The organism is Kribbella sp. NBC_00709, from assembly GCF_036226565.1.
In the GTDB taxonomy this organism is placed as follows: Bacteria; Actinomycetota; Actinomycetes; order Propionibacteriales; family Kribbellaceae; genus Kribbella.
In genome coordinates this window covers 7,336,318-7,361,053 of record NZ_CP108996.1, presented here as the reverse complement: position 1 = coordinate 7,361,053, position 24,736 = coordinate 7,336,318, and the positions used below count along the sequence as shown (strand labels likewise).

At 68.5% G+C, this 24,736-nt stretch carries 25 protein-coding genes; 19 read left to right on the top strand and 6 right to left on the bottom strand.

The genetic code is table 11. The features are described from left to right. The first annotated feature begins 37 nt into the window (after positions 1-37). Positions 38-1,435 (top strand): dihydrolipoyl dehydrogenase, encoded by a 1,398-nt coding sequence (gene lpdA, locus OHA18_RS35995; protein ID WP_328999838.1) that lies wholly within the window; start codon positions 38-40, stop codon positions 1,433-1,435. A 73-nt stretch (positions 1,436-1,508) separates the two neighbouring features. Next, a complete protein-coding gene (locus OHA18_RS35990) occupies positions 1,509-1,910 on the top strand; it encodes a hypothetical protein (RefSeq protein WP_328999837.1) in 402 nt (133 codons plus the stop codon). A 6-nt stretch (positions 1,911-1,916) separates the two neighbouring features. On the opposite strand, the gene tsaA is transcribed toward OHA18_RS35990, so the two are convergent. The 4 genes from tsaA to OHA18_RS35970 are packed head-to-tail and all read right to left on the bottom strand — an operon-like array spanning position 1,917 to position 5,441. Next, positions 1,917-2,357, bottom strand: coding sequence for a tRNA (N6-threonylcarbamoyladenosine(37)-N6)-methyltransferase TrmO (tsaA, locus tag OHA18_RS35985; protein WP_328999836.1), 441 nt, complete (start codon positions 2,355-2,357; stop codon positions 1,917-1,919). Beyond that, positions 2,354-3,103, bottom strand: a complete 750-nt coding sequence (locus OHA18_RS35980; protein WP_328999835.1) for a metallophosphoesterase — start codon at positions 3,101-3,103, stop codon at positions 2,354-2,356. Before OHA18_RS35980 ends, tsaA begins: the two co-directional genes overlap by 4 nt. Before the next feature lie 19 nt (positions 3,104-3,122). Beyond that, a complete protein-coding gene (locus OHA18_RS35975) occupies positions 3,123-3,881 on the bottom strand; it encodes a metallophosphoesterase (protein WP_328999834.1) in 759 nt (252 codons plus the stop codon). Between the two features lie 54 nt (positions 3,882-3,935). Continuing rightward, positions 3,936-5,441: a PstS family phosphate ABC transporter substrate-binding protein gene (locus OHA18_RS35970; protein ID WP_328999833.1), complete on the bottom strand. Its 1,506-nt coding sequence runs from the start codon at positions 5,439-5,441 to the stop codon at positions 3,936-3,938. Between the two features lie 120 nt (positions 5,442-5,561). Here OHA18_RS35970 and OHA18_RS35965 point away from each other — a divergent pair, with 120 nt between their 5' ends. The 4 genes from OHA18_RS35965 to OHA18_RS35950 are packed head-to-tail and all read left to right on the top strand — an operon-like array spanning position 5,562 to position 9,503. Beyond that, positions 5,562-6,920 carry a dihydrolipoyl dehydrogenase family protein gene (locus OHA18_RS35965; protein ID WP_328999832.1) on the top strand — a complete coding sequence of 453 codons (1,359 nt, stop codon included), beginning with the start codon at positions 5,562-5,564 and terminating at the stop codon, positions 6,918-6,920. A 44-nt stretch (positions 6,921-6,964) separates the two neighbouring features. Then, positions 6,965-7,984: an energy-coupling factor ABC transporter permease gene (locus OHA18_RS35960; RefSeq protein ID WP_328999831.1), complete on the top strand. Its 1,020-nt coding sequence runs from the start codon at positions 6,965-6,967 to the stop codon at positions 7,982-7,984. Beyond that, positions 7,981-8,736: a cobalt ECF transporter T component CbiQ gene (cbiQ, locus tag OHA18_RS35955; RefSeq protein WP_328999830.1), complete on the top strand. Its 756-nt coding sequence runs from the start codon at positions 7,981-7,983 to the stop codon at positions 8,734-8,736. Before OHA18_RS35960 ends, cbiQ begins: the two co-directional genes overlap by 4 nt. Continuing rightward, the gene (locus OHA18_RS35950; protein ID WP_328999829.1) at positions 8,733-9,503 is read left to right on the top strand and encodes an energy-coupling factor ABC transporter ATP-binding protein; all 771 of its coding nucleotides are present in this window, start codon (positions 8,733-8,735) and stop codon (positions 9,501-9,503) included. The genes cbiQ and OHA18_RS35950 overlap by 4 nt, the downstream gene beginning before the upstream one ends. Positions 9,504-9,514: 11 nt before the next feature. Here OHA18_RS35950 and OHA18_RS35945 read toward each other — a convergent pair whose 3' ends face one another. Next, positions 9,515-10,198 (bottom strand): GntR family transcriptional regulator, encoded by a 684-nt coding sequence (locus OHA18_RS35945; RefSeq protein WP_328999827.1) that lies wholly within the window; start codon positions 10,196-10,198, stop codon positions 9,515-9,517. Positions 10,199-10,302: 104 nt separating this feature from the next. Between OHA18_RS35945 and OHA18_RS35940 the strand changes: the two genes are divergently transcribed. The 11 genes from OHA18_RS35940 (at position 10,303) to OHA18_RS35890 (ending at position 22,229) form a co-directional block, all read left to right on the top strand. Further along, positions 10,303-11,343 (top strand): Ldh family oxidoreductase, encoded by a 1,041-nt coding sequence (locus tag OHA18_RS35940; RefSeq protein ID WP_328999826.1) that lies wholly within the window; start codon positions 10,303-10,305, stop codon positions 11,341-11,343. Between the two features lie 33 nt (positions 11,344-11,376). After that, a complete protein-coding gene (locus tag OHA18_RS35935) occupies positions 11,377-12,606 on the top strand; it encodes an iron-containing alcohol dehydrogenase (RefSeq protein ID WP_328999825.1) in 1,230 nt (409 codons plus the stop codon). 15 nt (positions 12,607-12,621) lie between these two features. Then, positions 12,622-14,049 (top strand): NAD-dependent succinate-semialdehyde dehydrogenase, encoded by a 1,428-nt coding sequence (locus OHA18_RS35930; protein WP_328999824.1) that lies wholly within the window; start codon positions 12,622-12,624, stop codon positions 14,047-14,049. Between the two features lie 3 nt (positions 14,050-14,052). Further along, positions 14,053-15,000 carry a carbohydrate ABC transporter permease gene (locus tag OHA18_RS35925; RefSeq protein WP_328999823.1) on the top strand — a complete coding sequence of 316 codons (948 nt, stop codon included), beginning with the start codon at positions 14,053-14,055 and terminating at the stop codon, positions 14,998-15,000. Beyond that, positions 14,990-15,844: a carbohydrate ABC transporter permease gene (locus OHA18_RS35920; RefSeq protein ID WP_328999822.1), complete on the top strand. Its 855-nt coding sequence runs from the start codon at positions 14,990-14,992 to the stop codon at positions 15,842-15,844. The genes OHA18_RS35925 and OHA18_RS35920 overlap by 11 nt, the downstream gene beginning before the upstream one ends. 2 nt (positions 15,845-15,846) lie before the next feature. Next, entirely contained in the window at positions 15,847-16,929 is a 1,083-nt protein-coding gene (locus OHA18_RS35915; protein ID WP_328999821.1) for a mandelate racemase/muconate lactonizing enzyme family protein, read from the top strand. Between the two features lie 25 nt (positions 16,930-16,954). Then, positions 16,955-18,271 carry an ABC transporter substrate-binding protein gene (locus OHA18_RS35910; RefSeq protein ID WP_328999820.1) on the top strand — a complete coding sequence of 439 codons (1,317 nt, stop codon included), beginning with the start codon at positions 16,955-16,957 and terminating at the stop codon, positions 18,269-18,271. A gap of 4 nt (positions 18,272-18,275) precedes the next feature. Next, the gene (locus OHA18_RS35905; RefSeq protein ID WP_328999819.1) at positions 18,276-19,322 is read left to right on the top strand and encodes a mandelate racemase/muconate lactonizing enzyme family protein; all 1,047 of its coding nucleotides are present in this window, start codon (positions 18,276-18,278) and stop codon (positions 19,320-19,322) included. Between the two features lie 125 nt (positions 19,323-19,447). After that, positions 19,448-20,233 carry an SGNH/GDSL hydrolase family protein gene (locus tag OHA18_RS35900; protein ID WP_328999818.1) on the top strand — a complete coding sequence of 262 codons (786 nt, stop codon included), beginning with the start codon at positions 19,448-19,450 and terminating at the stop codon, positions 20,231-20,233. A gap of 159 nt (positions 20,234-20,392) precedes the next feature. Then, positions 20,393-21,382, top strand: a complete 990-nt coding sequence (locus OHA18_RS35895) for a winged helix DNA-binding domain-containing protein (protein WP_328999817.1) — start codon at positions 20,393-20,395, stop codon at positions 21,380-21,382. A gap of 31 nt (positions 21,383-21,413) precedes the next feature. Continuing rightward, a complete protein-coding gene (locus OHA18_RS35890) occupies positions 21,414-22,229 on the top strand; it encodes an SRPBCC family protein (protein ID WP_328999816.1) in 816 nt (271 codons plus the stop codon). Positions 22,230-22,331: 102 nt separating this feature from the next. Here the strand turns inward: OHA18_RS35890 and OHA18_RS35885 are convergent, their stop codons facing one another. Continuing rightward, positions 22,332-22,862 carry a MarR family winged helix-turn-helix transcriptional regulator gene (locus OHA18_RS35885; protein ID WP_328999815.1) on the bottom strand — a complete coding sequence of 177 codons (531 nt, stop codon included), beginning with the start codon at positions 22,860-22,862 and terminating at the stop codon, positions 22,332-22,334. Positions 22,863-22,916: 54 nt separating this feature from the next. Between OHA18_RS35885 and OHA18_RS35880 the strand changes: the two genes are divergently transcribed. Then, on the top strand, positions 22,917-23,624 hold the full coding sequence (locus tag OHA18_RS35880) for an SDR family NAD(P)-dependent oxidoreductase (RefSeq protein ID WP_328999814.1): 708 nt from the start codon (positions 22,917-22,919) through the stop codon (positions 23,622-23,624). Positions 23,625-23,661: 37 nt separating this feature from the next. Beyond that, a complete protein-coding gene (locus OHA18_RS35875; protein ID WP_328999813.1) occupies positions 23,662-24,711 on the top strand; it encodes a LacI family DNA-binding transcriptional regulator in 1,050 nt (349 codons plus the stop codon). Positions 24,712-24,736: the final 25 nt, after the last annotated feature.

The following is a 24,736-nucleotide window of genomic DNA, read 5'->3' as shown; positions in this document are numbered from 1 at the left end:
ACGCACCGTGCTGGGGTGACCTATTAAAGTTCACTGCATGGCCTCGCACTTTGACGTTGTTGTCCTCGGCGCCGGTCCGGGTGGGTACGTCGCGGCGATCCGCGCAGCCCAGCTCGGCCTCAAGACCGCCATCATCGAGAAGAAGTACTGGGGCGGTGTCTGCCTGAACGTGGGCTGCATCCCGTCCAAGGCGCTGCTGCGGAACGCCGAGCTGTCGCACATCTTCCGCACGGAGGCGAAGACCTTCGGCATCAGCGGCGAGGTGACCTTCGACTTCCCGACCGCGGTGCAGCGCAGCCGCAAGGTCGCGGACGGCCGGGTCAAGGGCGTCCACTTCCTGATGAAGAAGAACAACATCACCGAGTTCGACGGCTGGGGCTCGTTCACCGACCCCAACACCCTCGACGTGACGCTGAACGACGGCTCCTCGGAGACGGTGACGTTCGACAACTGCATCCTGGCCACCGGCGCGACCACCAAGCTGCTGCCGGGCACCCAGCTGAGCGAGCGCGTGGTCACGTACGAGGAGCAGATCCTCACCGAGGAGCTGCCCGGCTCGATCGTGATCGCCGGCGCCGGCGCGATCGGCGTCGAGTTCGCCTACGTGCTGGCGAACTACGGCGTGAAGGTGACGATCGTCGAGTTCCTCGACCGGGTGGTGCCGCTGGAGGACATCGAGGTGTCCAAGGAACTGGCCAAGGCCTACAAGAAGCTCGGCGTCGACGTACTGACCGGGACCCGGGTGGACTCGATCGACGACTCCGGCGACAAGGTCACGGTGACGGTCACCGGCAAGGACGGCGCGCAGAAGACGCTCGAGGCCGACAAGGTCCTGCAGGCGATCGGCTTCCAGCCCCGCGTCGACGGCTACGGCCTGGACAAGATCGGCGTGAAGCTGACCGAGCGCGGCGCGATCGACATCGACGGCTTCTGCCGGACGAACCTGCCGAACGTCTTCGCCATCGGTGACGTGACCGCGAAGCTGATGCTCGCGCACGCGGCCGAGGCGATGGGCGTGATCGCGGCCGAGACCATCGCCGGGCACGAGACGATGGAGCTCGACTACAAGATGATCCCGCGGGCGACCTTCTGCCAGCCGCAGATCGCCAGCTTCGGGTGGACCGAGGAAGAGGCGCGGCTGGAGGGCTTCGACGTCAAGGTCGCGAAGTTCCCGTTCACCGCGAACGGCAAGGCGCACGGCCTCGGCGACCCGACCGGTTTCGTGAAGGTGATCAGCGACGCGAAGTACGGCGAACTGCTCGGCGCGCACCTGATCGGCCCCGAGGTCACCGAGCTCCTGCCCGAGCTCACGCTGGCCCAGAAGTGGGACCTCACCACCAAGGAACTGGCCCGCAACGTGCACGCCCACCCGACCCTGAGCGAAGCCCTCCAGGAGGCCTTCCACGGCCTCGAAGGGCACATGATCAACTTCTAGTCCAAGGTCACGGTTGGGTGCCAACCGGAGGCTGGTTCGCCCGGACCGGGGAGCGCTGATCTGTAATGACGGCGTGAGTCAGTCAGCGCCCCCGGACCCGAGGGTCTTTCATGGGTACTCCGACGCGCCCTCCCACCGGATCCTGATCACGGTCGGGTGGTGCCTCGCGGGCGTGTTCACGCTGGTCGGATGTTTCGGCCTGCTGGCGATGGCGGCTCCGTCCGACCCGTGCTCCCCGGACGGCATCGGCTGTGGCCCTGAGCCCTCGACTTTCGGCATCGTGGCCGTGGCACTGTGGTGTGCGGCTCTGGCTGCGGCCGGGTGGTCGCTGTTCTGGCACGCGCGGGACAAGCGGTATCGGTTCCAGCCCCCGCCGAACTGGCCGCCTGTCGCGCCGGGATGGCGTCCGCCGCGGCGGTGGAGTCCGCCGCATACGTTTCCGAAGGCTCCCGAGGGCTGGAGTTTCTGGCGCTAGACCTGGTCAGCGGTCAGAGATGTCGCCGATGACCGGCTTGACGTCGATGATCGGGGTGCCGTCGAGGGCTTCGAGGTTGTTGACGTGGACCCGGAGGTCGTCGACGGCAAGGACGGTGACCCGGTGCAGGCCGAGGGGGTTCGGGCGGTCGGGGGAGCGGGTGCTGAAGACGCCGGTCGGTGGCCGGGTCGGGTCGCTGCGGGGGTGAACGCTCTGTACGCCGCGGTCAGCCCGGTCGAACCACGTGATGAGGATGAGCTCGTCGCCGGCCTTGACGTCGGCGAGCGCGGCGCGGACCGACTCGTCGAAGACGACCCAGGCGTCCGGAGCGCCTTCGTCACCCTGGCGAGGAGCGTCGGCGCGCTCGCGCAGGCTGGACTCGACGCGGGCGACCGGGTGCAGCACGAAGGTCTCGATCGCCGGGGTCGGAGGCTCGTCAACGGTCATCGTGGGTACCTGTAGACGGTTTGGAGGGGCTCGTCCGGGGTGTGGATGTGCAGGGCGAGGCCGGGGTGAGCGGAGGGGTCGACGACGGTGCTGTCGTCGGTCGGAGGCTCGAAGGGGAGTGGGACGGTCGAACGGATCCCAGGCGCACCCAGCACCGGATGGCCGGCGAACGACGTGACGATCGCGTTGTGCACGTGGCCGGTGAGGATGGCCGTGACGGGCTTGCCGGTCAGGACCTCGGCCAACGCCGCCTGCCCTTCCAGCTTCCACTGGTCCATCACCGGGTGATGCAGCTCCAGCGGTGGATGGTGCATCGCCACGAAGACCGGTCCGTCGAACGGCTCCCGCAGTACGCCGTCCAGCCAGGCGAGCGACTCGTCGGACAACAGCCCGTGGTCCGCACCGGGCACCGTACTGTCGACGAGCACGAAACGAGCGATCCCGATATCGCGCACCTGATGCACCGGATGACCGTCGCCCGACGAATCGACGAACGACGCGAGCCCAGTCCGCAGCGGCGCGGTGACATCGTGGTTGCCGGGCAGGACCAGCACAGGCACGTCGAACGTCAGCTCATCGGCGAGCTCGGCGTACTCCGTCTGCAGCCCATGGTCGGCGAGGTCCCCGCTGACCAGCACGACGGCCACTGACGAGGCTCGGACGTACGACGTGATCTTCCGCAGCCGCGACCGCGCCTCGTCGGAGCCGTCGAGATGCGGGTCACTGAGGTGTGCGATCACGTACATGTGAGCACACTAATGCCACTCAGGCTGGGTGCCGGAACAGGGTTTGGAGCGGTGCGCCGGGGGTGGCGATGTGCAGGGCCAGGCCCGGGTGGGCGGTGGTGCCGTCGACGAGGCCGCCGCCAGGAGCCGGCGGCTCGAAGGGGAGCGGCGGGGTCGAGCGGACACCTGGGGCTACCAGGAACGGCAGTCCGGCCCAGGTCGTCGCGAGGCCGTTGTGCACATGCCCGGCGAGCAGGGCGGTGATCGGCTTGCCTCTGAGAACGGCCTCGAGCTCCGGCCCGGAGCGGAGCAGCCACTGGTCGAGGACGGGGTGGTTCAGCTCGAAGGGCGGGTGATGGAACGCGACGAACAGCAGCCCGTCGACCGGCTCGGCCAGTACGCCGTCGAGCCAGGCGAGGGACTCGGCCGACAGCAGTCCGTGGTCCTCACCAGGGACCGAGGTGTCGAGCAGGACGAAGCGCGCGCCGCCGACGTCGTGCACCTGGTGCACCGGATGTCCCTCGCCGGCCGAGTCGACGAACGAGGACAGGCCGGCGCGTAGGGGCGCGCTGACGTCGTGGTTGCCCGGCAGCACCAGCACCGGCACGTCCAGCTTCAGCTCCGCGGCGAGCTCGGCGTACTCGGACTCCTGGCCGTGATCCGCGAGGTCGCCGCTGACCAGCACGACGTCGACCGGGCGCCGGAACTCACGCAGGTACGACGTGATCTTTCGCAGCCTGTCGCGGGCTTCGTCGGAGCCGTCGAGATGGGGGTCACTGAGATGCGCGATCACATACATAGCGGGAATTATCCGGAGAACCGTCCACGAGCGCTGGGATTATTCACAGAGCGATCATCCACAGAACCCCGTCGGCAGATCGCCGCACGGAACCAGGTCACCGCGCTCGAGCACGGGCCGCGCCTGGGTGGAGCGCAGGTAGTCGAGGAACGCCGCCGTCAGCGACTTCGCGGCCGGTGCCTTGTAGGTGTAGGCGTGCTCGACTTCCCAGAACGTGTACGAGCGGTCGGCCACCTTGGAGGTGTCCGGGACGACCCCGTCGATGGTCACGGGCGAGAGCTGCGGGTACTTCCGTGCGCTGCCGAGCTCGGCGTACCCGATCGCGCCGTCGATCTCGTTCACCCGCGTCAGCAGCTCCTCCGTCGTACCGACCTCACAGCGGTGGTACTTCGTGGTCGCGGCGTCGTCGTCGCGCCGGCAGTCGTCCGAGGTGATCCCCAGTTCCTGATCGCCGCCGAGCACCTTCTCGCGGAACACCAGCCGCGAGCCGGAGGCGGGCCCGACCCGGCTGACCATCCGGATCGGCACGTTCCGCCCGCCGAGTTGCTCCCAGTTGGTGACCTTCCCGGTGTAGATGTCGCGCAGTTGGGTCGTGGTCAGCGCGGAGATATCCGCCGCCCGGTTGACGACGACAGCGAACACGACGACAGCGACCGCTTCGCCGCTGAGACCCGGTGCGTCCACGGCGGGCCCGTCGGACATCGCGATCACCTTGCTCGCCGCGCCCGCGTCCTTGGCGCCGAGGCCGCTGAGGTCGGTGACGCCGCTGCGGCTGCCGTTGGCGGCGATCGTGATGTCCGCGTTCGAGCACTCGGCGACGTACGCGCTGCGCAACTCGGCCATCGTCGGCTCGACCGCGCTGGATCCGATCACCCGCAGCTCACCCGACGCGCAGTTGCGCGGCGGCTGCAGGACGTCGACGAGGAAGAACGCGACCAGCGCACCGACCAGCACCAGCGTCGTCGCGCCGAAGATCAGGGTACGGCGACCCGGGCCGCGCGGCCGTGGTTCGTGGTACACGCCACCGTTGGCCCCGCCGGCCAGGTAGCCGGAGTGCGTGACGTCCTTGCCCTTCCCCGACAGCACGAGCAGGAACTTGAAGTGGTCGCCACGGTTGATCGCGAGCTTCGGCACCGTGATCGCGTCGGTGTCGACGTACCCGGAGGCGGGCATGTCGGCCTCGAGCAGCTCGCCGATGTCCGGCGGGTGCGACTCGACCACCTTCATCCGGACGATCCTGCGGCCCGGGAAGGTGAACTTCACCGCGCCCTGCATGTCCTTCGCCTCGATGTCGGTGCCGGTGTTGTCCACCCGCAGCAGCACGATGCTCGGGTCGTGGACCGCCTTGCCCTGGTGGACGACCTCGATGTCGACCATTTCCTTGGCGCGGTTCTGCCGGGGATGCACCCCGATCTGTGCGTCCACCTGGACCCGGTAGACGAGCCGTTTGCGGCGCCACACGTACCGGTCGAGCAGCCACACGATCGCGGTGCCGATCAGCGTGACGAGGGCGATGACAGTTTCGAGGTTGATGCTGCCGAAACCGGAGAAATCGAACAACCTTGTCCTCACTTCGACGGGTACAGGACGCTAGTTGTCAGTGGTGAACGCCTCCTTACCGTCCGATGACGCGCCGGGGGGAGACTTGGCCGGGTCCCGTGGCTCTGGAAGATTGGCGGCATGGCTGAACAGGTTGATGTCGTGGTGGTGGGGCTCGGGGTCGGCGGCGAAGAGGCAGCCGGGCGATTGGCGCAGGCGGGCTTGCGAGTGGTCGGTGTCGAGTCCCGGCTGGTCGGCGGCGAATGCCCGTACTACGGGTGCGTCCCGAGCAAGATGATGATCCGGGCAGCGAACCTGATAGCCGAGACCCGCCGTGTCGACGGCATGGCCGGTACGGCGACCGTGCAGCCGGACTGGGCTCCGGTCGCCAAGCGCATCCGCGAGGAGGCGACCGACACCTGGAACGACCAGGTCGCGGTCGACCGCCTGGTGAACAAGGGCGCCACCGTGATCAAGGACCGCGGGACGATCACCGGACCGAGCACGGTCCAGGTCGGCGACCGCGAGTTCGAGGCGACCCGCGGCATCGTGATCGCCACCGGTACGGTCCCGTCCGTCCCACCGATCGACGGCCTCGCCGGTACGCCGTACTGGACGAACCGCGAGGCGATCGAGGTCGAGACGCTGCCCGCGTCGCTGCTCGTCCTCGGTGGCGGCGCGATCGGGATGGAGCTCGCCCAGGTGTTCGCCCGCTTCGGGGTTCAGGTGACCGTGATCGAGGGCGCGCCCGAGGTGCTGTCGATGGAGGAGCCCGAGTCCGGGGTGCTGGCTCGCGAAGCGCTCGAGCGCGACGGCGTGGCGTTCAAGGTCGGCGCGCACGCCCAGCAGGTCGGGTACGCCGGGGACACGTTCACCGTGACGCTCGAGGACGGATCGTCGGCCAGCGGCGAGAAGTTGCTGGTGGCAACGGGTCGGCGGGTGGCGACGGCGGACCTCGGGCTGGACAAGGTCGGGCTGGACCCGGCCGCTCGCCGGATCGAGGTCGACGAGCACGTCCGCGCCGGCGACAGGGTGTGGGCGATCGGTGATGTGACCGGCGTCGGCGCCTTCACGCACAACGCGATGTACCAGGCCGACATCGCGGTCCGCGACATCCTGCAGGAGCCGGACGCACCGACCGCGAGCTACCACGCGATGCCGAGGGTCACGTTCACCGATCCGGAGATCGGCGCGGTCGGGATGACCGAGCAGCAGGCCCGGGATGCCGGGCTGAACGTGCGGACCGGGTCGACCCCGATCCCGGCGTCGACGCGGGGCTGGATCCACAAGGCGGGCAACGAGGGCTTCATCAAGGTCGTGATGGACGCCGATCGGGGCGTGCTGGTCGGTGCCACCAGTGCCGGGCCGACCGGTGGCGAGGTGCTCAGCGCGCTGGCGGTCGCGGTGCACGCCTCCGTACCCGTTCACTCGCTGCGACAGATGATCTACGCATACCCGACCTTCCACCGTGCGATCGGCGAGACCTTGAAGGAATTGTGAACCGCTTGTTGCGATCCGGTCGCAAGTAGATCGAGAATGTGCGCGTGCATGTTCCTGATGGGTTCTTCGACGCGCCGACCTCCGTCGCCACCGGCCTGATCGCGGCCGGGGCGGTCGGCTTCAGCCTGCAGCGGGCGAACCGCGAGCTCCGCGAGACCGGGCCGGCGCTGGCCGGTCTCACCGCGGCGTTCGTGTTCGCCGTGCAGATGGTGAACTTCCCGGTCGGCGCCGGGACGAGCGGTCACCTGCTCGGTGGTGCGCTCGCGGCCGCGCTGGTCGGGCCGTGGACCGCTGTACTGGTGATGTCCACGGTGCTGCTCGTCCAGGGGCTGTTGTTCGCCGACGGTGGTCTGACCGCGCTGGGCACGAACATCACGTTGATGGGGCTGATCACGGTCCTGGTCGGGTACCTCGTCACGCGCGCGCTGCTGAAGCTGATGCCGCGGCGCGTGGGCAGCGTCGTACCGGCGGCAACGGTCGGCGCGCTGGTCTCGGTGCCGATCGCGGCGCTCGCGTTCACCGGACTGTATGCGATCGGCGGCGCGGTCGACATCCCGCTCGGCAAGCTCGCGACGGCCATGGTCGGTTGGCACATCCTGGTCGGGATCGGTGAGGCGGTGATCACCGCGGCCGTGCTGAGCGCGGTGGTCGCGACCCGCCCCGACCTCGTGTACGCCGCTCGGCACCTGCAGCAGGACCTCGTCCTGGTCGATGCCGACGGCAACACTTCGACAGTGTCGCCGGACCGGCCGATCGGACCGAAGCCGGCCGGGCGGACGCTCGGGATCGGTATCGCGGTCACGCTCGTCGTCGCCGGCGGGCTGAGCCTGTTCGCGAGCGCGCATCCGGACGGGCTGGAGTTCGTGGGGGCCAAGCTCGGATTCGACGGCGCCGCCAAGGATTCGGCTGTCGCGGGCAGCCCGCTGGCTGACTACGGCGTCCACGGGATCGGCAACGCGCAGGTCTCGGGCGCGCTGGCGGGCATCATCGGCGTACTGGTGACGATCGTGGTCGGCCTGGCAATCGCGAAGCTCGCGTCGCTGCGCGCCGGCAAGGCATCGTGACCGGCGACGGCCTACTGGTCGCGGTGGACAGTCCGGTCCATCGGATCCCGGCGCAGGTAAAGCTGGTGGCGCTGTTCGTCTTCGTGCTCGCCGTGGTGTCGACGCCGGCCGCCATCTTCTGGGCGTTCGGTGTGTACGCCGGGATGCTCGTGGCGGCTGTCCTTGTCGCGAAGTTGCCGCCGCTGGTGGTGTCGCGGAGGCTGGCTGTGGAGACCCCGTTCATCGTTTTCGCGTTGCTGCTGCCGTTCGTGGCGACCGGCCCGCAGGTTTCCCTGTTGGGCTTGGAGCTGTCCCGGTCGGGTGTGCTCGGAGCGTGGAACGTGCTCGCGAAGGGGACGCTCGGGGTGATCGCCGCGATCTTGCTGTCGGCAACGACCGCACCGCGCGAGCTGCTGGCCGGGTTGGAGCGGCTTCGGTTGCCTGCCACGCTCGTGGCGATCTTGTCGTTCATGGTTCGGTACCTCAACGTGGTCTCGGACGATCTGCACCGGATGCGGGTCGCGCGGGAGTCCCGCGGGTACATGGGTGGCCGCGTGGGTCATTTGAAGGCGGTGGCCGGGGGAGTGGGGGCGCTGTTCGTGCGCAGCTTCGAACGTGGGGAGCGGGTGCACCTGGCGATGCGGTCCCGCGGCTACACCGGCCGGATGCCGCTGCTCAGCGTGCACGGCGCATCGAGCGCGCAATGGCTCGAAGGTCTTGGGATCTCACTGGTCGCAGTCCTGATCGCTGTTGCGGCGCGGGTGAGCTTGTGAACAGTCCTGCGATTCAGGTCGAGCGGCTGGTGTTCGCCTATCCGGATGGGCGGCAGGCGCTGTTCGGTGTCGACTTCACGGTTGAGCGCGGGGAGCGGGTCGCGCTGCTCGGGCCGAACGGCGCCGGCAAGACGACGCTCGTCCTGCACCTGAACGGCATCCTCGGCTCGGTCGCCGGCGGTACCGGGAGCGGCCGGATCCAGATCGGCGGGACCGGTCTGCACCGCGAGCATCTCGGCGAGATCAGGCGGAAGGTCGGTCTGGTGTTCCAGGATCCCGACGACCAGCTGTTCATGCCCACCGTCCGCGACGACGTCGCCTTCGGCCCGGCCAACCTCGGCCTGCGCGGATCCGAGCTGGACGATCGCGTCCACGAGGCACTGGTCCAGGTGGGGATGCAGGATCACGCAGATCTCGCCCCGCACCACCTGTCCTTCGGCCAGCGCCGCCGCGTCGCCGTCGCCACGGTGCTGGCGATGCGCCCCGAGGTACTGGTCCTCGACGAACCGTCCAGCAACCTCGACCCCGCCGCCCGCCGCGAACTCGCCGGCATCCTCGCCGGCCTGGACGTCACCCTGCTGATGATCACCCACGACCTCCCGTACGCCCTCCAGCTCTGCGAACGCAGCCTCCTGATGGACGACGGCCGCATCGTCGCCGACGGCAAGACCCGCGACCTCCTCGGCGACGGCGACCTGATGGCCGCACACCGCCTCGAGCTTCCGTACGGCTTCAACCCCCTCTCCGTCCCCGGCCCCGAACGCTGACCCCGCCTTCGTCAGGGGGTCGTGGGGGCCGCTTCGAAGGCTGTGCGGAGACGGGTGCGGGAGGCGGTCAGGTGGGCGTGCATGGCTCGGTCGGCCGACTGGGTGTCGCGTTGGCGGATGGCCGTGACGATCAGGTCGTGCTCGTCCAGCGCGTCCTCGGTGACCCTGGAGTCGCGGAGCAGGCGGAAGAGCTGCAGGTGGCAGTGCAGCTTGGCGAAGATCTCGCCGAAGTAGCTGTTGCCGGTCGCCGCGATCACGGCCTCGTGGAACTCGGCGTCCGCCCGCGCGAACGCGCCGTACGACATCGTGCCGGCCTGGTAGCGGCCGCGCATCTCCGCCGCGATCCGGTCGAGCTGCTCGACCTCGTCGCCGCGATGCCGGCCGGCCGCGAGCCCTGAGCAGTACGGCTCGATCAGGAACCGCGCCTCGAAGAGATCCTCGAACCGCTGGGGCGTCAGCTTCGGCGTGGCGGAATATCCGATCAGATGCGTCTTCGTGACCAGGTCCTCTGCCTCGAGCCGGTTCAGCGACTCCCGGACCGGGGTCTGGGAGACCCCGAGCCGGCGGCTGAGTTCGTCGACGCGGATCCGTTCGCCCGGCTGGATCTGGCCGTCCAGCAGGAATTCCTGCAGCTGCTCGTAGACGACGTCACTCATCCGTGGCCGTCCGGAACGCTCCGTGGTGCGCTGGCTCATCTGTTGTCCATCCGTCGGCAGAAAATATGGATTCGTATTCACGGGCCATTGCGAATCGTATCCGATCTGATCTAGCCTCCCAAGAAATCGAGCGATGAATACGAATGCAGCGACTCCACCCTGGGATGGTCGACGTGCACACAGATCTGCTCACGGCTCAAGCACTGGCCGAGCGACTCCTGATCACCGCCGGTGTGCCGCCACTCGCCGCGGCCCAGCAGGCAGAACTTCTGGTCGTGGCCGAGGCGAAGGGGATGCCTTCGCACGGTCTCCTGCGCCTGCCGAGACTCCTGCGGCGCCTGGCGAACGGCACCGCGAGCCCGACCAGCACCGGCTGCCACACCTGGATGAGCCCGTGCTACCTGTCCGTCGACGGTGAGCAGGGACTGGGTCCAGTGGTCGCCGCCCGCGCACTGGAAGCGATCGTCCCGGCAGCCGAGCAGTACGGCGTGGCGGTCTGCTCGATCACGAACAACAACCACCTCGGCATGCTCGGGTACTACGCCGGCCGGATGGCCGACCGCGGCCTGGTCTGCCTCGGCATCACGACGAGCGAAGCGCTCGTGCACCCATGGGGTGGCACCGAGGCGATGCTCGGCACCAACCCACTGGCCCTCGCGGTCCCGGCGCGGCCACCGCTCGTGCTCGACATGGCCACCTCGCAGATCTCGATGGGCAAGGTGCACGACCACGCACTGCGCGGCGTACCGCTGGAGCCAGGCTGGGCTTTGGATGCCAGCGGCAACGACACGGTCGACCCGGTCGCGGCCAAGGACGGATCGATCGCGCCGTTCGGGGGAGCGAAGGGGTACGGCCTCGGCCTCGGTCTGGGCGCGATGGTCACCTTCCTCACCGGCGCCGCCTCCGGTACGGCGGTCGGCGGCACGCTCGACGACGACCACCTGAGCAACAAGGGCGACCTGTTCATCCTGCTGAGCGGCGGCCGCCACTCGGCGACGGAGTACCTCGATCAGGTCCGCCGCAGCCGCCGCGCCGACCCGGCCGAGCCGGTCGCGGTGCCGGGTGACGGTGCCCGTACGCGGTACCAGGAATCGGTGGCCAACGGCATCGAGATCGCCGACGACCTGTGGCGCGAGCTGACCAGGCTGGATGCCGCCCGGCGCGAAGCCGTTCTGGCCGACTGACCCCCGCCCACGACCAGACAAGGACCTACCACTATGACGATCACCGCTCCTGCCTTCGGCGTGCAACGGGCACCGCGCACGGTTGTCTTCGGCGCCGGCCAGCGCGCGCTGCTCGGTCGCCACGCCGCGGAGTACGGCAGCGCAGCCCTGATCTGCACCGACCAGCGCCTCGCCGCATCGCCCGAATTCGCGGAGCTGCTCACCGACCTCGAGGACCACGGCCTCCGCGTGCACGTCTGGAAGGACACCGCCCCGGAGCTCCCGATGTCCGACATCGACGCCTGCTTCGACGCGATGGAGTACACCGGCATCGATGTCGTGATCGGGATCGGCGGCGGCAGCTGCCTCGACCTGGCCAAGGCCGTCGCGCTGATGCTCAGCCACGGCGGCCCGATCGATCAGTACTACGGGGAGAACGCCGTACCCGGACCGGTCCTCCCGATCATCGCCGTACCGACGACCGGCGGCACGGGCTCCGAAGTGACCCCGGTCTGCGTACTGAGCGACAGCCGTCGCGAGCTCAAGGCCGGCATCTCCTCGCCGTACCTGATCCCGTCGGTCGCGATCTGCGACCCGGAGCTGACGTACTCCTGCCCACCCAGCCTCACCGCGAGCGCCGGAGCCGACGCGGTGTCGCACCTGGTGGAGTCGTTCACCGCCGTCCAGCGCCCGCCGTCGGCCGTCGCCGAGGGCCGCGTCTTCATCGGCAAGAACGTCATCAGCGACTCCTACGCCCGCTGGGGTCTCGGGCTCCTCGCCACCGCACTCCCGATCGCCTTCGAGCAGCCGGGCGATCAGGAAGCGCGATCCGCGGTGATGCTCGCCGCGAACGCCGGCGGCTACGCCCTCGGCGTCGCCGGCACCGCGGCCGCCCACGCCCTGCAGTACCCGCTCGGGGCCTTGACCCACACCCCGCACGGCGTCGGCGTCGGCGTCCTCCTCCCGTACGTCATGCGCTACAACGCCCCCGCCCGCGTCGAGGAGTTCGCCGAGATCGCCAAGCTCTTCGGCGTACCCAGAGCGGGCAACACCCAGCAGCAGTCCCTCGCCGGGATCGAGGCCGTCGACGCACTGCTCGACCGCATCGGCATCCCGCCGACCTTGAAGGAGCTCGGTCTGACCGAGGACCACCTCGAGTACGTCGCCCGGCTCGGCCTGCAATCGGCCCGGCTGATCGACAACAACCCCCGTCCGCTGGACGCCGACGCGCTGCTCGAGATCACCCGCGCCGCGTACGCCGGCGACCGAACCGACCCGTTCTGACTCCGGAGCCATCAGATGACCTCTCCGCACGATCTCTTCATCGATGGACAGTGGCGCCCGGCCACCGACGGCCGGCGCTTCCCAGTCCACGACCCGGCCGACGGGTCCGAGCTGGCCCAGTTCGCCGCCGCCACCGAGGCGGACTGCCTGGCCGCTGTCGACGCGGCCGCCGACGCCCTCGCCGGGTGGTCCGCGACCCCGCCGCGGCAGCGCTCCGAGCTGCTCCGCGCAACCTTCGAGGTGCTGACCGAGGAACGGGAGCAGCTCGCCGCGCTGATTACCGCCGAGAACGGCAAGGCGTACGCCGATGCCATCGGGGAGGCGGCCTACGCGACCGAGTTCTTCCGGTGGTTCGCCGAGGAGGCGGTCCGGATCGGCGGCGACTTCCGGCTGTCCCCGTCAGGCGACAAGACCATCGTGGTACGGCGTGATCCGATCGGCGTGTCGATCCTCGTCACCCCGTGGAACTTCCCGGCCGCGATGGCCACCCGCAAGATCGCGCCCGCACTGGCGGCCGGCTGCTCGGTAGTACTGAAGCCCGCCAGCCAAACTCCACTCACCGCGGCGTACGTCGTCGACGTGCTGCGACGCGTCGGCGTACCACCGGGTGTCGTCAACCTGGTGACGCCGGTGCCCGCGGGTCCCGCGGTGAGCGCGATGCTGCACCATCCCGCCGTACGCAAGCTGTCCTTCACCGGCTCGACCGAGGTCGGACGAGTGCTACTGCACGAGGCCGCCGACCAGGTCGTCAGCTCGTCGATGGAGCTCGGCGGCAACGCGCCGTTCGTGGTCCTGCCCGGCGCCGACGTGGACGCCGCGGTCGAGGGCGCGATGGTCGCGAAGATGCGCAACGGCGGCTCGGCCTGTACGGCGGCCAACCGGTTCTACGTGCACGACTCGCTGGTGGTCGAGTTCACCACCCGGATCACCGAGGCGATGAAGGCGATCACGATGGGCCCGGGCGCCGACCATTCGAACGAGCTCGGTGCACTGGTCTCGGCGGACGAGCGTGACAAGGTCGCCGGGCTCGTCGACCGGGCCGTTGCCGAGGGCGCCAACCTGACCCTTGGCGGCGAGACTCCGAGCGCCGGCGCGTTCTATCCGCCGACTGTGCTCACCGACGTGAAGCACGGCAGCGAGATCAACCAGACCGAGATCTTCGGACCGGTCACCGCCATCGTCGGGTTCAGCGATGTCGACGAAGCCGTTGCGATGGCCAACGACACGATCTACGGCCTGATCTCCTACGTGTACGGCGATCCCGCGCAGGCGCTCGCGGTCGCGCAGCGGATCGACTCCGGGATGGTCGCGGTCAACCGCGGCGTCCTCAGCGACCCGGCGGCACCGTTCGGCGGGACCAAGCAGTCCGGTCTCGGCCGGGAAGGCAGCTCCGAAGGGATCCTCGAATTCCTCGAGGAGAAGTACATCGGAATCGAGGTATGACCGATGGCCAACGCAGTCCTCCTGAAACCACCAGACGTCGACGGCGGACCACCGTCCCGCAAACGGGCGAAGGTCAAACCGAAGCGGCAGAACCTGGCCGGCTGGCTGTTCGTCGGCCCGGTGATCTTCGGCGTCCTGTTCTTCCAGCTCGCGCCGGTCGCGGCCTCCCTGGTGGTGTCGCTGACCAACTGGACCGGGCTGAACTCACCGAAGTTCCTTGGCCTGGGCAACTACAAGGAGCTGTTCACCGCCGACGACACGTTCTGGCCGTCGCTGAAGAACACCGTGATCTTCACCCTGGTCGTCGTCGTACTGACCATCTTCATCGGGCTCGGGCTCGCCGTCCTGTGCAACCAGAAGATCAAGGGCATCGGATTCTTCCGGACGCTGTACTACTCGCCCGCGGTCACCAACGTCGTCGCGATCGGCTTCGTCTGGTTCTGGCTGTACAACCCGGACAACGGCCTGTTCAACTCGACGCTGAAGACGATCGGCATCGACGGACCGGCCTGGCTGTCCGACACCAAGACCGCGTTGGTCGCGGTGATGATCGTCGCGCTCTGGCAGGGCGTCGGCTACCCGATGGTGATCCTGCTGGCCGGGCTGCAGAGCATCGACCAGTCGCTGATCGAAGCGGCGACGGTGGACGGAGCGTCGGCCTGGCGGCGCTTCTGGGCGGTCGTCTTCCCGCTGCTGACGCCGAGCCTGTTCTTCCTCACGATCACGCAGTTCATCACCTCGTTCCAGGTGTTCGGGATCATCTACGTGATGACGTCCGGCGGGCCGAACAACGCCACCTCGGTGTTCATCTTCCAGATCTACGAGGCGGCCTTCGGGCACGGCCGGCTGGGCTATGCCTCCGCGATGGGCTGGGTGCTGTTCGTGATCGTCGGGGTCGTCACCGCGATCCAGTGGCGGATGGAGAAACGGTGGGTGCACTATGACAACTGAGGCCATCCGAGTCTTCAACCGGCCGCCCCGGCACATCCCGCGCCGCGTCGTACTGATCGTCGTACTGCTGTTCTTCGCCGTGGTGTTCGCGATGCCGCTGCTCTGGATGATCAGCGCGTCGCTCAAGCCGGAGAACGAAGTACTGCAGTCGCCGCCGACGTTCTTCCCGTCGGAGTTCCAGTGGGGCAACTACTCGCAAGCCGGCCACGGCCTGCTGCCGTTCTTCCTGAACAGCTGCAAGCTCGCCGCGCTGAACGTCGGTTTCCTGCTGCTGTTCGCGTCGCTGGCCGGCTACGGCTTCGCCCGGCTGAACTTCGCCTTCAAGAACCTGGCCTTCGCGCTGTTGTTGTCGACGGCAATGATCCCGGGCATCGTCTACCTGGTTCCGCAGTACATGCTGTTCCGCCAGATGGGGTGGATCGACACCCACTACCCGCTCTGGGTCCCGAACGTGCTGACGCCGGTGTTCGGCACGTTCCTGCTGCGGCAGGCGTTCCGCGGCGTCCCGATCGAGCTGGAGGAGGCCGCCAAGCTCGACGGCGCGTCGATCTTCGGCACCTTCTGGCGGATCATGCTGCCGCAGGTGAAGCCGGCCCTGGCCGCGGTCGGCGCGCTGACCTTCATGGGCTCGTGGAACGACCTCTTCGGCCCACTGATCTTCCTCAACTCGACGCGGTTGCAGACCATGCCGATCGCGCTCGCGCTGTTCAAGGGTGAGTACTTCACCCAGACGAACCTGATGATGGCCGCCGCGACGCTGACGATCCTGCCGCCGCTGCTGCTGTTCCTGCTGGCCCAGAAGTACTTCGTCCAGGGCATCACGATGTCCGGCCTGAAAGGATAAGTATGCGGATCACCAAGATCGAGTCGATCATCCTGCTCGACAAGCTGCACATCGTGAAGGTGCACACCGACGAGGGTCTGGTCGGTGTCGGCGAGGTCAGCCCGATGAACGCGCATGTCTCGCACAGCGTGGTGGAGCAGGCGCTGGCGCCGCTGCTGATCGGCGAGGAGGCGACCGACATCGAGCGGCTGTGGCGCCGGCTGTACACCAAGCCCTACAAGCTCGGCCCCGGCGGCGCGCAGCTGAACGCGATCGCGGGCATCGACATCGCGCTGTGGGATCTGCTCGGCAAGGCCGCCGGGCTGCCGACGTACCAGCTCCTCGGCGGCAAGTACCGGCAGAGCGCGAAGGTCTACGCCAGCTCGATGTCGCGCAGCATGACACCGGAGCAGGAGGCCGAGCGCGCGCAGTCCTTCCAGGAGAAGGGCTTCCATGGCTACAAGATCCACTCGTCGACGCCGTGGATGCACGACGACGGCTTCGACCAGACCATCGCCACCGTGACGGCGGTGCGCGAGCTCGTCGGGGACGACTTCCCGATCCTGGTCGACGTCAACAACGCGTACTACGAACACACCGCGATCAAGCTGGCCCACGCGCTGGAGGACCTCGGCGTGTGGCATTTCGAGGAACCGCTCGCCGCCCACGACTACGCGGCGTACGGACGGCTGGCCGACGCGGTCGACATCCCCATCGCGGCAGGGGAGCAGGAGTACACCACCTGGCAGTTCCGGGACCTGATCCTCGACGGCCACGTCGACATCCTGCAGCCCGACGTCATCAAGTGCGGCGGCATCACCGAGTTCAAGAAGATCGCGGTACTCGCCGACACCTTCACCAAGCCGATCACCGTGCACAACACGCAGCAGACCATCGGTACGTCGGCGCACGCGCACCTGTGGGTCAGTACGCCGTCCTGCGTCTACCCGCAGGAGTACAACATCGAGCACAACCCGATCCTCGACGACGTACCGATCTGGAAGAACCCGCTCGTCCCGGTGAACGGCGAGATCACGCCGTGGGACCTGCCCGGTCTGGGCATCGAGCTGGACGACGACGCGGTCGCCAAGCTGCGCACGAACTGACTCCCCTGACAGAACAGGAACGACCATGACCGCATCACAGATCTCCCGCCGATCGGTACTCCGGGCCCTCGGCATCGGCGGCGGCGCGCTCGCCGCCGGAATCCCGCTCGCTGCCTGCGGCGACAACGGCAGCGGGGGAGGAGGTGGCGGCAACGCCTCCTGGATGACCTGGGACACCGAGAGCGGTTCCCCGATGTACACGGTGGCCCAGAACTGGGCCAAGCAGGCCGGCAAGACCCTCGACATCCAGTCGATCCCCGGTGACGACTACGACACCAAGCTCCGGACCGTGCTGTCCTCCGGCGCCGCGCCGACCGCGATCCGGATCAACGACGACTACGTCCGCGGGTACTACGCGGAGGGCTCGCTGCTCGACCTGCGCCCGTACCTGGAGAAGGACGGGATCAAGCCGGACGACTACTTCCCGGTCGCCTACAACTTCGCCAAGCAGCCCGACGGCGCGCACGCCGCCTGGCCGATCATGACCAACCCCGGCGTGCTGTACTGCAACACCGACGCGTTCGCGGAGGCCGGGGTCGAGCTGCCGCCGAAGGACTGGGCGAAGAGCGGCTGGACCTGGGACGACTTCGTCGACGCGGCGAAGAAGCTGACCAAACCGAACGGCGAGCGCTGGGGCGCACTCGTCTTTCCCGACACGTCCCTCGAGACCGTCTTCCCGGTCAGCAACGGCGGCGACGGCATCTACTCGAAGGACGCGACCCGGTTCACGCTGGCCGAACCGCAGGGCGCCGAGGCGATCCAGTGGGTCGCCGATCTGTCCCTGGTCCACAAGGTGCACCCGGACTTCGCCACCGTCACCGCCGGCCGGCAGACGCCGAACTGGGCGCTGGCCCAGCTCGGGACCGGGAAGGCCGCGATGCTGCTCTCGCTGACGAGTGGCATCCCGTACCTGCGCACCAATGCCAAGGTGAAGTGGGACATCTTCCCGACACCGATGAAGGTTGCACGGACGACCGTCAACACGTTGACCGTGCTCGCGGTCCCGAAGGCCTCGAAGGACCCGGACGCCGCCTGGAGCTTCCTGAAGTACTGCGCCGGCGCGGACGCGGCGAAGCTGCTCGCGCAGTCCCGCGGGTTCATGCCGGTCGCGAAGAGCTCATCGGCGTTGTTCGTGCCCGACGACAAGTCGCCGTCGAACCTTGCGCTGGTGACGCAGGCCCTCGACAACGCGGTCAACGAGAACTTCAGCCGCTACATCGAACGCGCCCGGACCATCTACCGGCCGGTGCTCGACGACGTCTGGAGCGGTAAGAAGACCGCCGAGGCGGCGCTGGGTAGCGTCAAGCAAAAGGTCGAAGACGTTCTCGCAGGCAAGGGATGACCGGATGAAGATCACCGATATCAGCGTCGAAGTCACCTCCGAACCGAAGGCGCACGCGGTCCGCGACGCGATCCAGTTGCTGGACCGCAACGGACAGACGCGGGTGCGGATCGACACCGACGAGGGCGTCAGCGGCGTCAGCACGACGTACTTCGGCCGCGTCGCGAGCTCGCCGGCGGTGCTGGCCCACCTGATCACCGATCAGTTGGCGCCGGTCATCGTCGGCGAGGATCCGGCGATGATCCGCGGGATCCGGCAGAAGCTCCAGACTCTCACCGACTACCAGGGGACCGCTGGTCTGTCGTCGTACGGCATCTCGGCGATAGACCTGGCGTTGTGGGACCTGCTGGGCAAGTCGCTCGACGTGCCGGTGTGGAAGCTGCTCGGGGCGCAGCGGTCCGCGATCCCGACGTACGCGATGGTCGGTTGGCTCGAGCTGGACGTCGCGGGTCTGGAAAGCGTCTCGGCCAAGGCGATGGAGCAGGGGTTCCGCGGCGTGAAGATGAAGGTCGGCGGGGGAGCGCTCTCCGAGGACGTCCAGCGGATCAAGGCGGTCCGCAACGTGATCGGGCCGGACGCGCCGTTGATGGTCGACGCGAACCAGGCGTTCGGGTACTCCGAGGCGCTGCGGCGCGGCCGGGTGTACGAGGAGCTGGACTGCCGCTGGTTCGAGGAGCCGCTGCCGGCCGCGGACACCGACGCCCATGTCCGGCTGGCCGAGAAGCTGGACATCCCGATCGCAACGGGGGAGAACCGGTACGGGCAGGCGGCGTTCCGGGACTTGATCGCGCGTGGTGGTGTCGGCGTCGTACAGCCTGATCTGCGGCGGGCCGGTGGCTTGACCGACTGTCTGGAGATCGGGTTGATGGCGGCGGGATTCGGGGTGCCGTACGCGTCGCACGGCGGGGGAGCGCACATCCACGTGCTCGCCGCGTTGCCGAACACCATCTATGTGGAGAGCGGTCTGCTGCCGGCTGACGGGAGGGTGGAGCTCGTCGACGGCTGCTATCCGCTGCCGCCGGGCCCAGGGTTGTCGTCCTGGAACGGCTAGTTGGTGACCGACACCGGGAATCCACGGTTAATTTGTTACTAGGACCTTGTGTGTTACTCGCCAGTCAGCGAAGGTGACGTTGAGTACTTCAGTCGCCACCCCACGCTTACAAAGGCGGTCCGCCCATGAAGTCCATCGCCAGTTTGCTGTCTGCTGCGGCGCTCGGTGCCGCGGTGCTGCTCGCTCCGGGTGTCGCGCACGCCGCGACGCCGAACTACGTCGCACTCGGTGACTCGTACGCCTCCGGTGTCGGGACCCGCACCTACATCTCCAGCAGCGGGTCCTGCCAGCGGTCCACCAAGGCGTACGCGTACATCGACGCCGGCCGGATCGGGGCCAACCTGACCTTCGTGGCCTGCTCCGGCGCCAAGGTCGCCGACGTCACGGCCAACCAGTTGCCGTCGGTGACGAGCTCGACCAACATCGTCTCGGTCCAGGTCGGCGGCAACGACGCCGGCTTCTCGTCGGTGATCACCGAGTGCGCGAAGCCGTCGTGGCTCGGCGACTGCACCAGCGCCGTGGCCGGCGCCCAGACGATCATCAACAACACCCTGCCCGGCCGGCTGAACACGCTGTACTCCTCGATCAGGAGCCGCGCCTCGTCGGCGCAGGTCGTGGTCGTCGGGTACCCGCGGCTGTTCAACGGCACCGACTGCAACGCCGGCACGTTCTTCAGCCCGGACGAGATGACCAAGCTGAACGCGACCGCCGACCTGCTCAACTCCAAACTCGCCGCCTCCGCGAGCGCGGCCGGGTTCGCGTTCGTGAACCCGACGTCGAAGTTCATCGGTCACTCGGTGTGCGGCAGCCCCGAGTGGATCAACGGCCTGTCGAACCCGGTCAGCGAGTCGTACCACCCGAACGTCACCGGCCAGGCCGCCTTCGCCGACCTCGTCCAGCCGGCGCTCTGACCAGCGCTTTTGGTGGGTAAACCCACCGCATGAGGGGTTCCCCGCCCGGATTCAGGGTGGGGAACCCCTCATTTCGTTGGTGTACCTACCCGGCGGAGACCATTTCGGGATGCGGAACCGGTGAGTTCGTGGTGTCATGCTGAGGTGGCGCGGAGGTCTGTGGACTGGTTACTGACGGCCAGGATGCAGGCCAACTGTTTGGCGCGTCCGGTGAACGAGGCCGGCCCCGGAGGGGTGGCCGACGTCGTACGCCGGACGGGGGGCCTCCAGGCGCAGACCTGGCGAGGCGCCGCCTACGCCGTACGCGCCCGATCGACCGCGACCACGCTCGCCGACGTCTCGCACGCCCAGGAGATCGATCGGTCCGTCGTCCGCGGCTGGTTCATGCGCGGCACACTGCAGCTGGTCGCCGTCGAGGACGCCGGCCCACTGCTAGCTCTGCTCGGCCCGAAACTGATCAAGGACACCGAACGCCGGTACGGCGAACTGGGCCTGACGGAACGTATCCGGACTCAATCGGCCGACCTCCTCGAGGAACACCTGCTCGCCCACGGTCCGTCGAATCGCGCCGAGCTCGCCGACGTACTGGTCGCCGCCGGCCTGATCCCCGAGCCGAAGGGCCAGGCGGTGTATGCGCTGATCCGGCACGCCGGTCTGCTCGGCCGACTCTGTTACGGGCCTGGCGAAAGCTGGGTAGCTACGCAGGTGTGGCTCGGGAAGCCGCTCGCCCTGGAGGGCGACGTCGAGATACTGGCTCGCCGCTACCTGACCGCCTACGGCCCGGCAACCGCCCGCGACTTCGCCACCTGGTCAGGTCTCCCGGTCCCCGCAGCCCGGCGTGCCGTCGAGGCAGTCGCGACCACGACCTTCGAGGTCGAAGGCACCGACCTGTCCGCCGTGGAGGACCTGCGAGGGTGCCGCGACCTGCGGATGGTGGGGGAGTTCGACGCGTATCTGCTCGGCTACCAGCACCGATATCAGGAGCTGCCGCGCGCGATCTTCCCGGGCGGCGGCATGCTGCGGCCCGCAGTACTGGAAGGCGGCCGAGCGATCGGAGCCTGGCGTCACTCCGACCTGTCCGTCGACCTGTTCGACGGCGGAGCGGATCTGTCGGCCGAACTGAAGGACCTGACCCGCTTCGCCGGTTGATCGTATATTCCGGATCAGGTATATATGGAGTATGACCGAGACGTTGAGTTCCGAGAACGGACGGACCGTACTGCGGATGCGGCGAGAGCTGCGGCATCCGGCCGAGAAGGTCTGGCGGGCGATCACCGAGCCGGGGCAACTGGCGGGGTGGTTCCCGGCTGCGGTCGAGCTGGACCTGCGGCTGGATGGAGCGGTCAGGTTCACGTTCGAGCACGACCCTGGCGCACCGGTCGACGAGCAGAGCAGCGGGGTGATCCGCGCGTACGAGCCTCCGCATCTGATCGAATACACCTGGGGCGTCGAGGTACTCCGATGGGAGTTGCAGCCGACCGAGGACGGTTGCACGCTGCACCTCACGGCGACGTACGACGACCGAGCCGGCTCGGCCAGCTTCGCCGGCGGCTGGTCCCTGTGCTTCGACGCGCTGCGGCGAGTGCTGGGCGACAGCGTCCCGGAGCGCGACTGCCGCGAACTCCACGAGCACTTCGTCAAGGTCTTCGGCCTGGACCAAGTCACGCTGACCGACGACGGCGGCCTCCGCTTCGAGCGCCAGTTGGTGCACCCGAAGGAGGCCGTGTGGGAGCTGCTCACCGGCGCGGAAGCGGCAAGCGTCGGCAGCCCTCCGCCCGCCGGTTTCGTTGCCAAGGGCATCGACCCCGGACCGGTCGGTGAAGTCGAGGCGCCGCTGCGGCTCACCTACGGGTGGAGCGGTGGCGAGGTCACGTGGGCCCTGCGAGACGGCAACGGCGGAGCCCGCCTGGTCCTCACCCAGACCGGCCCTGCTGCGGACTACCTGACCGCCTGGCACGACCTCATCGAGACGCTGGCCGTCGCTGCGGACCTGTAGGCATGCAGAACCCGCCCCCACGGCCACATTTGCCCGCGATTGCGGCACTTATGTCTGCATCTGCGTCCACCTAGCTGGTGGTGACGTACTGGCGCAGGAAGGTTACCTGGATGCGAGCCTCGTGACCTCGTCGAGGAGATCCTGGAGTTGGCCGGCCAACCGGGTGCGGTTGGTGGGGGAGAGGGAGGCGACGAGTTCGGACTCGCGGGTGAGGACCTGATCGACGGTGCGTTCGATGAGGGCGTGGCCGGCTGGGGTCAGGGTTACGAGTACTGCGCGGGTGCCGTCGTCCGCCGCGCGGCGGGTGACGAGGCCGCTGTCCTCGGCGCGGGCGACGCGCTGGGAGATCGCTCCCGCGGTGACGAGGGTGCGGCGGGACAGTTCGCGCGTACTGAGCTCGTACGGCGATCCCGCGCGGCGCAGCACGCTGAGCAGATCCAGCGTTGCGGGGTCCACACCGGCGTCTGCGAGGACGCGGCGGCGGTCGTCGGCGAAGAGCTTGGCGAGCCGCCAGAGGGGAGTGACGATCTCGATCGAGTCGGTCGGTGTACCGGGGCGTTCGCGCTGCCAGGCGCGGGCGATCTCCGCGGCGGGGTACGGGCTGGGGGAGTCGAGCGGATACGTGTCGGCCACGAGAACATGGTACGTTTAGGTCTAAACATTTAGACCTAAACGTGAGGTGTCGGTATGAGGACGATCGTGGTGACCGGGGGAGCGACCGGGATCGGGCGGGCTACTGCTGAGCGGTTCCGCGCGGACGGCGACGACGTGGTGATCACCGGCCGGCGGGCCGACGTACTGGCGAAGACCGCGGCGGACATCGGAGCCAGGGGAGTGGTGTGCGACGCGACCGACCCGGCGCAGATCGAGCGACTGCTGGCCGAGCTGCCCGATCAGGTCGACGTGCTGGTCAACAACGCCGGCGGCAACACCGACTTCGGCCGGCCGGACGGCGACCTGGCGCAGCTGAAGGCCAACTGGCTCGCCAACCTCGAGGCGAACGTCGTCAGCGCGGTGCTCACGACGACCGCATTGGCACCGCGGCTCACCACCGCCGTCGTCCATCTGGGCTCGATCGCGGGCGCCCGCGGACCAGGTTCGTACGGCGCCTCCAAGGCCGCGCTCTCGCTGTGGAACGCCGACATCGCCGCCGAGCTCGGCCCGCGCGGGATCACCTCGAACGTGGTCGCGCCGGGCTTCACCGCGGAGACCGAGTTCTTCCAGGGCCGGCTCACCGGCCGGCGCCGCGAGACGTTGCTGCAGGCAACGTTGACCAAGCGCGAGGGCCAGGTCAGCGACATCGCAGAGACGATCTACTTCCTCGCCTCGCCCGCCGCCCGGCACATCACTGCCCAGGTCCTGCACGTGAACGGCGGAGCCCTGATTACTCGCTGATACGTGACAACGGTGGCCAGGTGTGACAATGGGCGACATGCGTCCCACCGTCAAAGATGTCGCCAAGCTGGCCGGGGTGTCGCCGAAGACGGTGTCGAACGTGATCAACGGCGTCGTCTTCGTGCGCCCCGAGACCCGCGCCCGGGTGGAGACCGCCCTGGCCGAGCTCGACTACGTGCCGAACATGAGCGCGCGCGGACTCCGCAACGGCCGGTCCGGCATGATCGCGCTGGCACTGCCCGACCTGCTCCGGCCGTACTCCGCCGAGATCATCCACCTGGTCGTCGAGCTGGCGCACGAGCGCGGCTGGGGCGTGCAGATCGAGCAGACCGCGGCCGAGCCCAAGCGTGAGTTCGAGCTGCTCTCGAAGGCCCGCGCATACCTCGTCGACGGCCTGATCCTGAACCCGGTGAACCTCGACGACAGCGCGGTGACGTCGGCCGGCCCGCTCCCGCCGGTCGTGCTGATCGGCGACGTCGACCAGGACGTGGTCAGCCAGGTCGCCATCGACAACGTCGCGGCGGCGCGCGACATGACCAGGCATCTGCTGGCCCGCGGCTGCCGCCGCATCGCCGTGGTCGGTACGCCGGAGATCCCGCGCGGCTCGAGCGGCGCCGGCGTACTCGCGGGCTCCGCCGAAGGACCTGGTACGGCGGCATCGCGCCTGCGGACCACCGGCTATCACCAGGCGCTCGAGGAGGCCGGCGTACCGATCGATCCGTCGCTCGAGATCAGCCTCGACCGGTGGCGGCCGGAGGGCGCCGCGACCGTGGTCGGGAAGTATCTGGCCGACCATGAGTTGCCGGACGCGTTCTTCTGCTTCACCGACTCGCTCGCCTCGGGCGCGCTGGCCGCACTGTGGGGCGCGGGCATCGCCGTACCGCAGCAGACGCTGGTCGCCGGGTTCGACAACATCCTTGAGAGTCAGTTCATGATCCCGCCGCTGACCACGATCGATTTCGACCGGCGGGAGTTCGTCGGGGCTGCGCTCGACCTGCTCGGCGAGCGGATGTCCGACAAGGACTCGCCGCCACGCAGGGTGATGATCCCGCACCGCGTTGTCGAACGCGCCAGTACCGAACGCTAACGGATACGTTTCCACAAAATCCCAC